Source organism: Dehalococcoidia bacterium (assembly GCA_035310145.1).
Lineage (GTDB): Bacteria > Chloroflexota > Dehalococcoidia > CAUJGQ01 > CAUJGQ01 > CALFMN01.
Genome location: DATGEL010000041.1, coordinates 67774 through 81603 on the forward strand (window position 1 = coordinate 67774; position 13830 = coordinate 81603).

Genomic DNA, 13830 nt, shown 5'->3' on the forward strand with positions numbered 1-13830 from the left:
CCCGCTCTCAGCCGCTCGCTGGCAGAATTCCCGACTGCGGGGGGCCGTGAGGACCGGTCCGCCGGACATGCTCGCCACCGTCCGAAGGTACCGCACGGCTCGGTTCCGGCGTCGCGTGCGGCAGCATCTGCACCCCGCCGATACTCGTGACATCGGCAGAAAGGGCCCAATCCGGGGCGGCTTCGCCCCGGTCACCGGTCGCCTGCCTCACACGTCCGAGGAAAGCGGCGGAGAGCGAAGGCCCGCCGAGGGGTGCGGAAATGTTTATCCTCAAGAGCTGCCCGAAGTGCCGCGGCGACCTCTCGATCGAACAGGACAACTACTCGCGCACGCTGTTCAGCAAAGAGACCGACTTCGCCTGCCTGCAGTGCGGCTATCGCCTGCCGGCCGACGAGCGCCGGGTGATGCTGGCGCGGCTGCGCCGCTGGGCGGCCGCAGCCGCCGCGACGGCGGGGCTCAACGCCGCGGAGAGCGTTCCTACCGCTGCCTGACCCGTACGGCCAGTCGTGCACCAACTATCTGTGTGCGATACTGAGGCCGTAGCGATTGATGGTGATCTGCGGCCGCTGCCCTGATTCGGCAGCGGCCGCACGCTGCGCCGAGCGGATGGGAACACGGGGAATGCTGGCAGTAGACTGGGCTGCGGTGAGGACAGAAGCGCAAGCGGCGCCGGCTGCACGCTCGCTCGCGATCGACGCCGAGGGCCTGGTGAAGCGCTACGGCGACAAGCTCGCCGTGGACGGCGTGAGCTTGAAGGTGCGCCGCGGCGAGGTCTTCGGCCTGCTTGGCCCCAATGGCGCCGGCAAGACCACGACGATCGAGATGATCACCGGCCTGCGCGAGCCGGACGCCGGCCAAATCTCCGTGCTGGGCATCGATGCCCGTCGCCGCCTAGACGACGTGAAGCAGCGCATCGGCGTGCAGTTGCAGACACCGGCGCTCTTCCCGCTGCTCAAGGTCTATGAGGTGCTGGACCTGTTCGCCAGCTTCTTCGAGCACGCGGACGAGCCCGACGCCCTGATCGCTGCGCTTGACCTGGAGGAGAGCCGCAGCAAGCTGACGAAGGAGCTTTCCGGCGGCCAGCAGCAGCGACTCTCGGTCGCCCTGGCCCTGATCAACCGGCCGGACCTCGTCTTCCTCGATGAGCCGACCACGGGCCTCGACCCGCAGGCCCGCATCGCCCTGTGGGACGTGATCGAGCGGCAACGCGCCGCCGGCCGCACGATCCTGCTGACCACGCACTACATGGAAGAGGCCGAGCGGCTCTGCGACCGCGTGGCGATCATCGATCACGGCGTGATCCAGGCGGTTGATGCGCCGCGCGAGCTGATCCGGCAGAACTTCTCCGAGACGGCGATCATCTTTTCTCTGCCGCAGCTCAGCCTCGAAGAGCTGCGCGCCCTGCCGGCCGTCTCCAATGCGGGGCGCGACGGCGATGAGGTCACGCTCTACAGCCATGCCGTGGCGGAAACGATGGCGGCATTGCTGGCCTGGGCAGGCGCGCACGGCCGGCCGCTCGACAGTCTCTACGTGCGCGGCGCCACGCTCGAAGACGTTTTCCTCAAGCTCACCGGCCGCCGGCTGCGGGAGTAAGCCTCGTGAAAGCGTTTCGCAAGCTGCTGCGCGCCAACCTGATCTCCTTCAGCCGCGAGCGGGCGACCGTCTTCTGGACCTTCGCTTTCCCGCTCGTCTTCATCATCATCTTCGGGGGTATCTTCGGCGGCGACAGCACGCCGACCTTCAGCGTCGGGTTGGTCAACGAGGCGCAGGGTCAAAACGCCGAGACCGTGGTGCAGGCGCTGCAGAGCCAGAAGGCACTCGAGCTGCACGCGGGCAGTCGCGACGCCGAGCTGAAGAAGCTCAGGGACGGCGACCGCAAGGCCGTCGTTGTGATCGCCGCACCCCCGGCAGGCGGCGCACTGGCGGTGCAAATCTACGCCGACCCCGCGCAGACGGCGACGCAGCAGGTGCTGCTGCCCTTCCTCGAGCAGGCGATCGGCAGGGCCAGCGACCAGATCAGCAACGTCCGCCCGGCGATCGACGTGCAGGTGCAGAGCATCGGCTCGAAGAACCTGCGCGGCATTGACTTCCTGCTGCCCGGTATCCTGGCGATGGCGATCATGCAGCTCGGGCTCTTCTCCGCCATTCCTCTGGTAACGCAGCGCGAGACGAAGGTGCTGCGCCGGCTCGGCGCCACGCCGCTCAAGCGGCGCACGATGATCGCGGCGCAGGTGACGCAGCGTTTGATCGTCGCCGTAATCCAGACCGTCGTGCTGCTTGAGGCGGGCCAACTCTTGTTCCACGTGAAGATCGTCGGCAGCATCCCGGCGCTGCTCTTCTTCGTCGTGCTCGGCGCGCTGGCGTTCGTGGCGATGGGCTATGTCGTCGCCTCGCAGGCGAAGACGGCGGAGAGCGCCCAGCCGCTAGTCAGCGTGATCCAGTTCCCGATGCTCTTCCTCTCCGGCGTCTTCTTCCCGATTGAGCTGGCGCCGAAGGTTATCCAGCCGGTCGTGCGCGCCCTGCCGCTCACCTATCTTGCCGACGCGGTGCGCCAGGTCAGCGTGCAGGCGACGCCGCTCAACCCGCTCTGGGTTGACACGGTTGTCCTGATGGGCTGGCTGGCGGTCTGCCTGGCGCTCTCCGTGCGTCTGTTCCGCTGGGAATAAACCTGCTTGGGCCACCACGGCCGTCGGGCCGCTCAGCCAACCTTCCCGCAGATCTGGCGCAGGTGCAGGCCGAGGTCGATGTACTCGTCGCAGGCCGCCTTGAGCTCGCTTGAGGTGCTCTGGGCGAAGGCGATCGCCTCCACGCGCACGCCTTTGCTCGCCACGAGCTCCACCAGCCGGCGGAAGTCGCCGTCGCCGGAGACGAGGCAGACGACATCGAGCCGGTCGGCCATCGTCAGCACGTCCATCGCCAGCTCGACGTCGAAGTTGCCCTTCATCGTGCCGTCGGCGAAGCGCTTGAGCGGCTTCGTAACGATGCGGTAGCCGCGGTTGACGAAGGGCTGCACGAACTTTTGCAGCTCCAGCCGGGCCGAGGGATCGTCGCTGACCGGAGCATAGGCGCTGGCCCGCACCAGCTCGCGGCCACGGTCGTGCACCAGAAAATCCAGCAGCCTTGTGAAGTCTATCTGGCAGCCAAACCGCTCGGCGGCGTAGATCACATTGGGCACATCGACGAACACGCCGGCGCGCTCGTGAGTGGCGCTGGCGGCGCCGGTGGCCAGCCGGCGGTCGAGGGCGATCAAAGAGCGCTCAATATTGCGCAGCAGGGCGACCTGGCGCTCCATCAGCGTATAGAGCAACAGATTCTGCCGCGCGAGCAGCGTCTCCAGGCCGCTCGCCCCCGTTGCAATCTCGGGCGCGGCGGGCAGCGACGCAAAAGCCGGCGTCTCCTGCAGCCCGCTGGTGGCAGCGGACTCCGCCGACTGGGACGCGCGGCCACGCGTACCCCGCGTCCGTCGCGGCGGCGCCTTCGTCGCGCTGCGCAGGGCCTCCTGCTCGGCGGGGGTGAGCGGCGTCGCCGCTATCTCGCTGTCGGTGGCGCCGGCCGCACCGTTTGTCTCGGTCGGGGCGCCACGCACGAACTGCTCGAACTCGGCGATCTCGGCGCGGCTGAAACGCGGCTCCGCCACGTCGCCTGGGCGGCGCGCCGGCTTGCGCTTGGTCGGCGGCGGCAACGGCTCAAACTCAACGGGATAGGCCGGCAGCGACGGCTGTCGCGTGCGCGGCGCCCGGGCGGGGCGCGCGGCTGGCGGCGATTCCGTCGGGGACTCGGCGACGACGGCCGTCTCCATGACCGCCGGCTCGTTCGGCTCCGCCCCGCCGGCGGTGACGCCCTGGCCGCCGCGGCCACGCCGGCCACGCCCGCCCCGCCGTCGCCGCCGCCGGGCTGGAATGGCCTCGGCTGCGTCGCCTTCGCTGGCCTCAGGCTCGGCCTCGACGAAGGCGTCGTCCGCAACCTGCGCATCCGCTGGCGACCAGGTGATCAGCTCATCCTCGTCCTCCGGCCAGACCGGCGCGTCGAGGTTTGTGGGGCCGGACGCCGCGCGGGCGATCGCCGCGAGCTCCTCGTCCGTCGCCGGCGCCGCTGCCCAATCGTCGTCTGGTGCCGGTGGCGCGGCGAACGGGCCGGCGTCAGGCTGCGGCGCCCGCGGCTCGATCCCAGGCTCGGCGGCGGGGCTGGCGGCGGGCTGCCGCCGGCGGCTCCGCGTGCGTGGCGTCGGCGCCTCAGCAGGGGCCGCGAGTGCGGCCGCATCCGCCGCGTCCACCGATGCGGCAGGCAGCACGGCCACCTCCGTGGCCGGCTCCTTCGCGGCCGCGGCTTTGCGCGGTCGGGCGGCAGCGCGCCGGCCGTGCGGCTTCGCCGTGTCGGCCTCTAGCGACTCTTCCGGGGGAGCAGCCGTTGCTGCTTCCTCGCTCGCAGAGATGGGCGCCTCACGCAGCACGGTCGCAGGGGAGGAGAAGAGGCGTCGGGGCAGTGCGTTGCCCGCGAGCGGGGTTGTGACGGCGGCCGCGGACTCGCTCGGCACGGTGCTCTCGACGGGTTCAGACTCGGCGCGACGGCCGCGGGTGGCGCGGGTCCGTCGGCGTGCGGGTTGTGCGGACTCGGACTCCGTGGTCACGCTTCCCCCCATCCACTAATGCTCAGCCGGGCAGCGACGCGCTCCGCGATCTGGCGGAACGCCTGCGCCTGTGGCGAGTCCGGCTCCGTAACGATCACTGGAACGCCCTGGTCGCCGCCTGCGCGGATGCTGGCGTGCAGCGGCACCTCGCCCAGGAAGTCGAGGCCGATCTCGTCCGCTGCCTCGCGGGCGCCGCCATGACCGAAGATCTCCGTGCGCTCGCCGCAGTGGGGGCAGAGGAAGTAGCTCATGTTCTCGATCAGGCCGTAGACCGGCACGTTCAGCTTCTCGAACATGCCCACGGCCTTCAGCGCGTCCTCCAGCGCCACGTCCTGCGGCGTGCTGACGATCACGGCGCCGGCGATGGCGGCGTCTTGCGCCATGCTCATCGAGGCATCGCTGGTGCCGGGCGGCAGGTCGATGATGAGGTAGTCCAGCTCGCCCCAGGGCACGTCGTGCAGCAGTTGCCGCACCGCCTGGCCGATCATCGGCCCGCGCCAGACGACGGGCATCCCTTTCGGCAAGAGGAAACCCAGCGAGGCGAGCTTGACGCCGTACCTTTCCACGGTGTGCAGGCCCTGGTTGCCCTGCGACATGAAGCCGGCCTCGTAGCCGAACATCGTGGGCAGGTTCGGGCCGGTGATGTCGGCATCCACGAGGCCGACGCTGGCGCCGGCCTGCGCCAGCGCGATCGCCAGGTTGACGGCCACGGTGGACTTGCCGACGCCGCCCTTGTTGCTGGCGACGGCGATCACGTTGCGCACGCCCGCCACCGGCTTCGGCCCGTTGGGGCGAATCGGTTGGCTGCGCACGCTTGCGCCCATCTCGACGCGCACGGCGGCGACACCGGGAAGCGTCTTCACCGCGGCCTCGGCGGCCTGCTGCAAATCGCTGCGCACGGGGCAGGCGGGTGTGGTGAGCACAAACTTAAAGGCGACGTCGCCGCCTTCGATCGCGAGGTTCTGGATCATGCCGAGGGAGACGATATCGCGGTGCAGCTCGGGATCTTGAACCTGGGAAAGGGCGGAAAGCACCGCCTCTTTCGTGACAGTGGCTGGCACAGTGTACTTCCTAAGTGTGATTCCTCAAGGTATGTCCGATGAGCCGGGTGCTGCGCACCCATGCTTGAGGAGGGCGCTGCGCACCCATGCTAGCTTGCCGCGGCTTCTCCGTGCGCGGCCGGATACCCCGCAAAGGACTCCGTGGCCAGGGGGTGCGCGCCGTTGAACGGCTGCGTCTCCGCCTTCGCCACCGCAAAGCGGCAGAGGTGCGCGGCGCGCGGGCCACCGCCCTCGCAGTGCACGGCACAGGCCAGCAAACCGCTCAACACACGTTCGTGCCAGCGACAGGGGGCGCCGTCCTCGCCGTTCAACTTGCGGTAGAAACAGTTATAGTCGCGGATCTCGAAGCCGCGCTCCGTCGCCGCCCATTCGGCAAAGCCGCTCTCGGCGTGCAGCAACTCGGCCACCGCCGCCACGCGCTGGCTCAGTGGCAGCCGTTCGAGCTGCGCCGCGTGGCGGGCGATGAAGCGGTCGGCCAGCTTATCGAAGAGCAGTGCCGTCTTCTCCTCAGCAGAAAGGCCGGCGATCTCCGCGGAGTCGAGCCGGCCTACTTCGTCGAGGAGCTGGAGGGCGATCCGGTCGTAATGCTGATGGAAACTACCTTCGCCTTTCTCGGTGAGCGTATAGACGAAATGCGGGCGTCCGAGACGCTGCCGTTCTTCGGTTGAGCCTACCAGCGCGTCGCGTTCGAGCGTTGCCAGGTGTTGACGTACCGTCATCGGCGCCAGGCCCAGGGCAGCGGCCAATTCATCGACGCTGCAGCCGCCCTGGCGCTTCAGCGCCGCGAGGATTTGGCTTTTGGTGGAGTGCATCCGCTGCCGGACTCCGTTACACGGATCCATGAGGCTCGCACAGGCGCGCGCGGCGCGCGGCGGAACCCGCATTACCAGTCTAGGAAGCCGGTCACGCGGTTGTCAAGATTTAACAAGTCGATACTGTAAATACCGTATAATCCTTGACAGGCAACGGGTCGCCGTGATAGCATTAAGCGTTACTTGATAACAGTGGCCGTGTGGCCCTGGACCCAGCCCGGCGAGGGTGGTGGTCGGGAGGAAGACAGCATGCCCGAGAGCATTATCTTAGATGCGCCGAATGCACCGCTGCCTGAGCAGGACGGTGAGGATCTGCAGCCGGTCTGCCAGCATCACTGGCGCATTGCGTCGCCGAACGGCGCTACCAGCGTCGGTACCTGCAAGCGCTGCGGTGCGGTGCGCGAGTTCCAGAACTCGTCTACGGACTCGATCTGGGAGAGTGACAGCAGCGACGGCAACCGCTGGCGCGGCCGCGGCCGCAACAATGTCGTCGCCGATGTGCCCGCGGCCGCGGCGGCCGCGCCGATCTCGGAGGACGCACTGGGCAACTTGCTCGGCAGCGGTTTCCGCAACCGGCTCGACTGACGGCTGCCACGCGAGCAACTCCACGCGAGGGGCGCCAAACCGGCGCCCCTCGCCCTTTTTCTCCGCAACTTGACGGAAGTGCGACGGAGGCAACGCGGTGATCCCACCGGCGATCGGCGGCCGTCGGGGCACGACGCTTGAACTGGCCTCGCCGGTGATGATCGCATCGGGCTGCTTCGGCCGCGGCCTCGGTGCCCAGCAGCGCCGATGGCTGCGGGACGTGGGCGCACTGGTGACGCACTCGTTGACACTGGAGCCACGCAGCCACGGCGCTAACCCGGTGATCGACGAAGCGACCGGCGGCGTGCTCTACACCAGCGGCCTGCCAAACCGCGGACTCGCGCGCGAGCTGGCGACCGGCGCCGAGACCTGGGCGGCCGCTGGGCTCCCGGTTGTCGTCAGCATCGCCGCTTCGGATGTCCGTGGGCTCGCGACGATGGCCGCTGATCTCGACGGCATCGCGGGCGTTGCCGCCATTGAACTCAACTTGCCCGCGGGTGCTGAGGATGTCGGCGCGCTGGCCGATGCGGTGGCCGGGGTGGCCGCGGTCACCCTGCTGCCGCTGATCGTGAAACTTGAGGCAGTTCCGGTTTCGCTGACGGCTGCGCAGCGGGCGCTGGCCGCCGGGGCGGACGCGATTTGTGTTGCCTCCGGCTGGCGGGCCTGGCAGGCGGGCATGCCGGGGAGTGTGAAGCTCACGGGGCCGGCGACCATGCCGCTAACGCTGCTGCTGGTCTCTGAGCTGTTCGAGGCCGGTATCGAGCCGCTGATCGCCTGCGGCGGCGTGGATTCGGCGGCCGCGGCGCGGGCGTACCTGGAGGCGGGCGCGTGCGCCGTGCAGATCGGCAGCGCCCTGCTGCGTGACCCCACGACGGCAACACGCATCGCCGCCGAACTTCGTGACGACCGGCGCGTCTTGACCCCTGCCGAAGCTGGGCGATAGCCTGTTCAGGCAACGCCGCGGGGTGTAGCTCAGTTTGGTAGAGCGCCTGCTTTGGGAGCAGGAGGCCGCCCGTTCAAGTCGGGCCACCCCGACCCGATCGCCGCGCCCCCGCTGCCGGCCTCATTCGCCATAGCCACGATCGTCGCAGTCTCCCACGGGTTCTGCGAGACACGGTAGTTCGAATCGCTGGTTGAGCCGCCGCAGCGTTGCTAGCGCGCAGGCGTCGCCGTCGGCGTGGGTGTGCCGGTGGTCGTCACGTAGCCTTCGGCGCAGTAGATGTACTGCTTCACACCGACGATGCACCAGACGGTGCCCTTCCCCGGCTCGCCTTCGGCGCCGTTCAGCACTTTGCCCTCGACGTTGACACTGGCGCCTTCGGGCAATGAACCGACGACGTTATCGGCGCTCAGCGCCGGCGCCGAGCGGATGCGCAGGCCGCCGCTCGCCGCAATCTTGCCCGTGAACGCTGTATCCGAGATCTGCAGCCCGTTCTCTGTGCGCACGGCGGGCGTGGGGCTGGGCGTCGGCGTCGGCGAGGGAGTGGGCGAGCCCTGCGGCGTCGATGCGGGTCGGGGTGTTGTTTGCGGGAAGGGGCTGGGCGGGAGTGCCGCGGCGGGCGAGGCGGCCGGGGCAGATGCCCCGGCCGCAGTCGCCCCGCCGCGAGCCGTGGTGACAGCGGGCGCGGGCGTACCGGCGGGCGCGGCGTTCTTCTTCTTACCGCCGCCGCAGGCAGCGAACAGCGCAGCCGCAATAAGCGTTGTCGCCAGCACGAGCGTGCGCGGTGCGTCAGCGCGCGTCGCGCTGCGAAGCTGGCGGGCCCGCGGCGGCAGCGTCGCGCCCGTCATGCGTGGCGCAGCGGGTGGTCTGGGGTTTCGGCCGGGGTGCGTTCGGGCAGGCGGCGCGCAATCATCACGATCTCGTCAGCCACGTCGTCGTACTCGCGCCCGCCGGAGTTGATCACCAGGTCGTAGAGGCGCAGATCGTACCAGTTGACATTGTAGTTGTTCTTGAAGAACTCCGTGCGCTCGCGGTCGGTCTGCTCGACATCGCGCTTCGCCCCGTCGCGGTCGAGGTTGCGCAGCGCCATCATGCGCTTGATGCGGTTTTCGAACGGCGCGTGGATGAAGACGTGCAAGACATCCGGGCGCCGGCGCAGCGCGACCTGGGCGCCGCCGTGTCCGATGATCACGCCCGGTCCCGAGTCCGCGATGTTGCGCAGCACCTGCTCGATCACCGCGCGGAAGTCGGCCGAGGTATAGAGCATCGACACTGAGGAGAAGTCGATCGGCACCGAGCCTTCGACGCCCATGCCGGCGTAGCGCCCGAGGCTTTCCAGCATGCGGCTGAGAAAGCCCTGGCTGCGCTCCGCGTCCGCCATCGCGGACTCGGAGACGCCCGCCTCGGCGGCGGCGCGCGAAATCACCTGCTGATCGTAGAGCGGGATTGAGAGCTTTTGGGCAACCAGCGCCGCGACTTCGTCGGCGCCGCTGCCGCGTTGCCGGGAAATGGTGATCACGGGCTCGTGCATGGCGCCACCGTACTCCCGCGTGGAACTGCGCCCCCAACGGCTCGCATTCCCCGACGCCGCAGCATGTCTGATCGCTGCCGTCGAGAAAATCCGTGCGGAGAGAATAGCACGCGAAGTCAAGTAGCGACGTTAAGCCCGCTTGTGCGGATTGAGCGCGACGGGATCGATGGGTCAGGTCGTCGCCAACGACTTGACCGCCTCCAGGGCCATCGGCGCGTGCTTGAGCGGATCGCGCTCGTCGATCCGGGCGCGCACGATGCCGGCCTTGTCGACCACGAAGGTAACACGGCTATGGATGCCGCGTTCTTCCAGGAAGACGCCGTAGGTCGTTCCCACCTCATGGCGGGGCCAATCGCCCAGCAGCGGGAACTTCAGGTCCATATGCTCGCAGAAGTGGTTTGCGGAGGCGAAGCTGTCCACACTAATGCCCAGCACCTGGGCACCGGCCGCGCTGAGGTCGTCCTGGACCTCGGCGAAGCCTGAAAACTCGTTCGTTCAGCCGCCGGTGAAGGCCAGCGGATAGAAGGCCAGCACCACGGGCTGCTTGCCGCGAAAATCGGCGAGCGCGACTTTTCCGCCCTTGCCGTCGTTGAGCGTGAATTCGGGCGCCGGATCGCCAATCTGAACCGACATCGTGCACTCCTGCGCGGGATCACGGGCTATGGACAGCTCGCTCAGCGATGGGCTTCGTGCAGCAGTTCCGCCTGTTCCGTCGCGTCGTCGTGATGGGCGGCCGCATGCTCGTGCACCACGTGCTCGGGCAACGGCTGGCCCGCCGTGTCGAGATGCGATTCGTCTGACTCGCCGAACGGCGGAATAGGGACGCTCGCCCGCGGCTCGTCGATGCCGCGGGCGCGCCGGTAGAGATAGGCGACGGAGACTGCCGAAAGCCCAAGCACGGCCACTACGACCGTCCAAAGAACGACGGGAACCAGATCGCTGACGTCACCGCTGCCGCCCTGCGACTGCGCGGAGACGCCGGACGCGCTCGCCAGCGAGAGCAGGCCCATACTCCAAACAGCGACGGCGCGCAGAACAAGCGTGCGCAACGATTTCAACCTCGCGTTCGTGCCTGAGGCGCGGCGACCGCGCAGCCACGCCCGCGGCGCCAGTGTAACAAAGCGCCCGCGCCGAATGTAAAGAGCTACCGTGAGAGCGGCTGCGGCAGGGCGCCGGCCAGCAAGCGCAGCGGATCGAGCGGCACGCCGTTGAGCCGAATCTCGAAGTGCAGGTGCGGGCCGGTGCTCAGCCCGGTCGAGCCGCTGAGGCCGATGATCTGCCCCTGGCGCACGTGGTCGCCCGGCTTCAGATATGACGGCACGAGCAGATGCCCGTAGCGGGTCGTGTAACCGCCCGAATGGCTGATGTCCACGTAATAGCCGTAGTCGCAGCAGGGATCGCCGCCGCTGAAGCTGACGACGCCCGAGGCCGCGGCCGTGACGGGCAGACCGGCGCTCTGCGCTATGTCGATGCCGAGCGGGTGCGCCGGGCCGAAGAGGCTCGAGATCGGCCCGCGCGCCGGCCAGGCGAAGGGCACGGCGTCCGGCCAGTTGCTCGCGGCGCCGCTGCTCGCGGCGCGCAGGAGGGCGCCCTGCGGGTCGGCGTTGACCTGCGCGACCAGCGTCGGGTTGGCTTGCGCCAGCAGCGCCTGCCAGGCCTGCTGCGCGGCGCTTAGCTCCTGCCGCGCCGCCGCCACCGCCGCCGGATCGGCCGGCTGGCTCAGCGCCAGGAGCCGCTGCTGCGCCGCCGCGTACTGCGTCTGTGCCTGCATGAGCTGCTGCTCGGGCGAGAGCGCCGCCGCGGCGTCGCCTGTCGCACCCTCGGGGGCGGCGTTGGGCGTCGGCTCTGGCGTGGCCGTCGCCGCCCGTGCCGCTGCCAGCGCGGCCTGCAGCGAGCTGAGACGGCCCTGCGCCGCGGCCACCTGGTCAGCGGCCCGCTGCAGCGCGGCAGGATCGGGCGGGGCGGTCAGGCGATCAAGCGTCTGCTGCGCATGCGCCGCCCACTGCTGAATCTCAGCCAGATTTGGGGCCGGGGAGCTGGTCGCCACCGCTGGCGCGGTCCGCGCGGCGGTGGGTACGGTGGTGGGCGTGGCCGCCGGCGTGGCGCTGCCCGACGCATTTGCCGCGGAACTCTGCGGCGTGAGGATCGCGCCGGCGCTATCCGTGGCGCCGGCCGCCGGCGGCTGTTCGTAACCTGCGCCGCGATCGGCAACGACGCCAGCGCCCGATGTGCCCGCATCGGGGCCGGCCGCAATGACCGGCGCCGCGCTGCCCGACGAGAAGATCGGCGCCGGTGCGTCGCTTGCAGTCACGGGCGGCGTGGGCGAGGCGGCGGCTGGTGTAGATGCTGCGGCGGGGGCCGGCGTGGCGCTCGCAGCCGGCGTGGCCGTGATGGCTTGCGCTGCCGCCAGCGCCTGCCGCGCGTTGCTCAGATCCGTTCGTGCGGCCGCGATCTGGTCGTCGGTGTAGGCATGCTGCACCCGCTGGAAGGCGCTCAACGCCGCGTTCACGTCGCGCTGAGCGGCCTGGAGATCGGCCTCCGTCGGCACGGGCGCGGGTGGCGGCGTCGGTGTGACGGTGGCGGTGTTCGCCGCCTGCACCGCTTGCTGGGCCGCCAGCACCTGCGCCCGGGCGGCGGCCACGGCGTCTCTGGCCACGGCGAGTTGCGCATCGCTCGCGGCTTGTGTGATCGCCTGGTAGGCGAGCTGCGCCTGCGTCAGGCGGATCTGCGCCTGCAGCAACTGCTCCACGTTGGGGCCGGCGGCGGCCGAAGGCGTGGCAGCGCTTGTCGCGGCGGGCGCCGCGAGCAAGCGCGTCTCGTAGACCGCATTCGCCGCCTGCCAGAGGTCGGCCGCGAGCAGCGCGGTGACCAACGGCGGCGCGTCTGCCGCGGGAGCAAGCGAGGCGCCGTTGGGCAGACTGATGCGTGCGCGCGGGCCGCCGAAGGCGATCAGCGCGGACGTTCGCACGCCGGTTGCCGGGCGAGGTTCGCTCCGGTGCAGTGTCAGTCCGGCGAGCACGGCTGCCGCGAGCGCCGCCGCCGTGATCAGGCCCGGTGCACGGCCCGGAAGCCGTGGCAGGGCCAGCCCGGCGAAAGCCGGCAATGCCCGCCGCGGAAGCGGCAGCGCGGGCGATCGGCCGAACCGTCGGAGAACGCGCTCGCGAGTCTGTTCAACTGGGAATGACAACGGGCGCTCCGGCGGGTCAGGATCGGATCGATGGCAGGGGCGACGTACTGCGCGGAACCGCTCACGAACGCAGCGACGCTCCGGCAACAGCGTAGCGAACGGCGCCGCCCGACGTGTTAACGCCCGGTCATTTCCGCGCCAGCCAAAAACCGAGCCCACGCGGGTGCCGCCCGACCGCGCCCGCCGCCAACGCCCGGCTGCTATTGCAGCCGCAACAACGAGGCGAAGCGGCGTTCGCTGCGGTACGGTCCAACGATCGCCAGCGAGAGCCGGTCGCCGCGGATCACTTCGCGGGCGACACGGTCGAGCTGTGCCGGCGTCACCGCCTCGACTTCGGCCACGACCTCATCGGCGCTGCGCACTTTGCCGAACAGCATCTCCTGTGTGCCGATCCAGCCCGAGACGTTGCGAGTGTCCTCCATGCGCAGCAGCGTGCGCCCTTTGACCAACTCCTTCGCCTTCGCCAGTTCGACCTCGGGGATGCCGTCGCGGGCGCGGGCCAGCTCGGCCAGGATCGCTTCGGTTGCGTCCACCGCCTTCTTCGGATCGACGCCCGCATAAACGTTGAAGGTACCGGTGTCCAGGTACTTGCTGGTATAGGTGTGCACGTCATAGCAGAGGCTGCGCCGCTCGCGCAGCTCGATGAACAGCCGGCTGCTCATGCCCTCGCCCAGCACGACGCTGAGCAGGTCCAGCGCATAGCGGTCGGGGTGCACGCTGCTGAAACCGCGCATCGCCAGGCTGAGATGGGCTTGTTCCGTGCGCCGGCTCTTGAGCACGCAGCGTGCGGCGTCCTGCCCATCGGCGGCCGGAAACCAGGTGGCGGGCTGGTCCGGCAGCCAGTCACCGAGCAGCGGCTGCAAGAGATCGACGACCTCGCTGTGGCCCACGCTGCCCGCCACGCTGACTACCACGTTGTTCGGAGCATATTGCCGCTTCAGATAGCCCAACATCTCCGCGCGGCTGATCGTCTGCACCGTCGACTCGAAGCCGGCCACATCCCAGCCAAGCGGTTGATCGGGAAAGACGAGTTCATCGAGCAGGACTTCGGCTTGCTGCGCCGGCGAGTCCGCCACGCTGCGCAGCT

General features: G+C 69.5%; 14 protein-coding genes and 1 tRNA gene. 6 read left to right on the forward strand and 9 right to left on the reverse strand.

Annotation, left to right across the window (positions count from 1 at the left end):
* Positions 1-260: 260 nt before the first annotated feature.
* The 3 genes from VKV26_07960 (at position 261) to VKV26_07970 (ending at position 2666) form a co-directional block, all read left to right on the forward strand.
* Positions 261-491: a hypothetical protein gene (locus tag VKV26_07960; GenBank protein ID HLZ69829.1), complete on the forward strand. Its 231-nt coding sequence runs from the start codon at positions 261-263 to the stop codon at positions 489-491.
* A gap of 130 nt (positions 492-621) precedes the next feature.
* Complete coding sequence (locus VKV26_07965; GenBank protein HLZ69830.1) at positions 622-1593, forward strand: ABC transporter ATP-binding protein; 972 nt, start codon at positions 622-624, stop codon at positions 1591-1593.
* Positions 1594-1598: 5 nt separating this feature from the next.
* Positions 1599-2666 carry an ABC transporter permease gene (locus VKV26_07970; protein ID HLZ69831.1) on the forward strand — a complete coding sequence of 356 codons (1068 nt, stop codon included), beginning with the start codon at positions 1599-1601 and terminating at the stop codon, positions 2664-2666.
* A 32-nt stretch (positions 2667-2698) separates the two neighbouring features.
* Here VKV26_07970 and VKV26_07975 read toward each other — a convergent pair whose 3' ends face one another.
* From VKV26_07975 to VKV26_07985, 3 genes are all read right to left on the reverse strand, one after another.
* Positions 2699-4297: an NYN domain-containing protein gene (locus VKV26_07975; protein HLZ69832.1), complete on the reverse strand. Its 1599-nt coding sequence runs from the start codon at positions 4295-4297 to the stop codon at positions 2699-2701.
* Positions 4298-4623: 326 nt separating this feature from the next.
* Positions 4624-5688, reverse strand: a complete 1065-nt coding sequence (locus tag VKV26_07980; GenBank protein ID HLZ69833.1) for an Mrp/NBP35 family ATP-binding protein — start codon at positions 5686-5688, stop codon at positions 4624-4626.
* Between the two features lie 89 nt (positions 5689-5777).
* Positions 5778-6572, reverse strand: a complete 795-nt coding sequence (locus tag VKV26_07985) for a winged helix-turn-helix transcriptional regulator (protein HLZ69834.1) — start codon at positions 6570-6572, stop codon at positions 5778-5780.
* A gap of 177 nt (positions 6573-6749) precedes the next feature.
* On the opposite strand from VKV26_07985, the gene VKV26_07990 reads away from it, so the two are divergent.
* From VKV26_07990 to VKV26_08000, 3 genes are all read left to right on the forward strand, one after another.
* Positions 6750-7085 carry a hypothetical protein gene (locus tag VKV26_07990; GenBank protein ID HLZ69835.1) on the forward strand — a complete coding sequence of 112 codons (336 nt, stop codon included), beginning with the start codon at positions 6750-6752 and terminating at the stop codon, positions 7083-7085.
* Positions 7086-7182: 97 nt separating this feature from the next.
* Positions 7183-8028, forward strand: coding sequence for a dihydroorotate dehydrogenase (locus VKV26_07995; GenBank protein ID HLZ69836.1), 846 nt, complete (start codon positions 7183-7185; stop codon positions 8026-8028).
* Positions 8029-8046: 18 nt separating this feature from the next.
* Positions 8047-8120 (forward strand) — tRNA-Pro (locus tag VKV26_08000).
* 117 nt (positions 8121-8237) lie between these two features.
* Here the strand turns inward: VKV26_08000 and VKV26_08005 are convergent.
* The 6 genes from VKV26_08005 to VKV26_08030 all read right to left on the reverse strand — a co-directional run.
* Positions 8238-8873 carry a hypothetical protein gene (locus VKV26_08005; protein ID HLZ69837.1) on the reverse strand — a complete coding sequence of 212 codons (636 nt, stop codon included), beginning with the start codon at positions 8871-8873 and terminating at the stop codon, positions 8238-8240.
* Positions 8870-9556, reverse strand: a complete 687-nt coding sequence (locus VKV26_08010; GenBank protein HLZ69838.1) for a cytidylate kinase-like family protein — start codon at positions 9554-9556, stop codon at positions 8870-8872. Before VKV26_08010 ends, VKV26_08005 begins: the two co-directional genes overlap by 4 nt.
* A gap of 171 nt (positions 9557-9727) precedes the next feature.
* Positions 9728-10189, reverse strand: a complete 462-nt coding sequence (locus tag VKV26_08015; GenBank protein ID HLZ69839.1) for a redoxin domain-containing protein — start codon at positions 10187-10189, stop codon at positions 9728-9730.
* A 41-nt stretch (positions 10190-10230) separates the two neighbouring features.
* On the reverse strand, positions 10231-10605 hold the full coding sequence (locus tag VKV26_08020; protein HLZ69840.1) for a hypothetical protein: 375 nt from the start codon (positions 10603-10605) through the stop codon (positions 10231-10233).
* A gap of 95 nt (positions 10606-10700) precedes the next feature.
* On the reverse strand, positions 10701-12524 hold the full coding sequence (locus VKV26_08025) for a peptidoglycan DD-metalloendopeptidase family protein (protein ID HLZ69841.1): 1824 nt from the start codon (positions 12522-12524) through the stop codon (positions 10701-10703).
* A 419-nt stretch (positions 12525-12943) separates the two neighbouring features.
* The coding region (locus VKV26_08030) for a pitrilysin family protein (protein ID HLZ69842.1) at positions 12944-13830 on the reverse strand (887 nt) is incomplete at its 5' end.

Coding starts and splice junctions, on each gene's coding strand:
- VKV26_07960 (HLZ69829.1), top strand. CDS start 261: ATGTTTATCCTCAAGAGCTGCCCGAAGTGCCGCGGCGACCTCTCGATC.
- VKV26_07965 (HLZ69830.1), top strand. CDS start 622: ATGCTGGCAGTAGACTGGGCTGCGGTGAGGACAGAAGCGCAAGCGGCG.
- VKV26_07985 (HLZ69834.1), bottom strand. CDS start 6,572: ATGCGGGTTCCGCCGCGCGCCGCGCGCGCCTGTGCGAGCCTCATGGAT.
- VKV26_07990 (HLZ69835.1), top strand. CDS start 6,750: ATGCCCGAGAGCATTATCTTAGATGCGCCGAATGCACCGCTGCCTGAG.
- VKV26_08005 (HLZ69837.1), bottom strand. CDS start 8,873: ATGACGGGCGCGACGCTGCCGCCGCGGGCCCGCCAGCTTCGCAGCGCG.
- VKV26_08010 (HLZ69838.1), bottom strand. CDS start 9,556: ATGCACGAGCCCGTGATCACCATTTCCCGGCAACGCGGCAGCGGCGCC.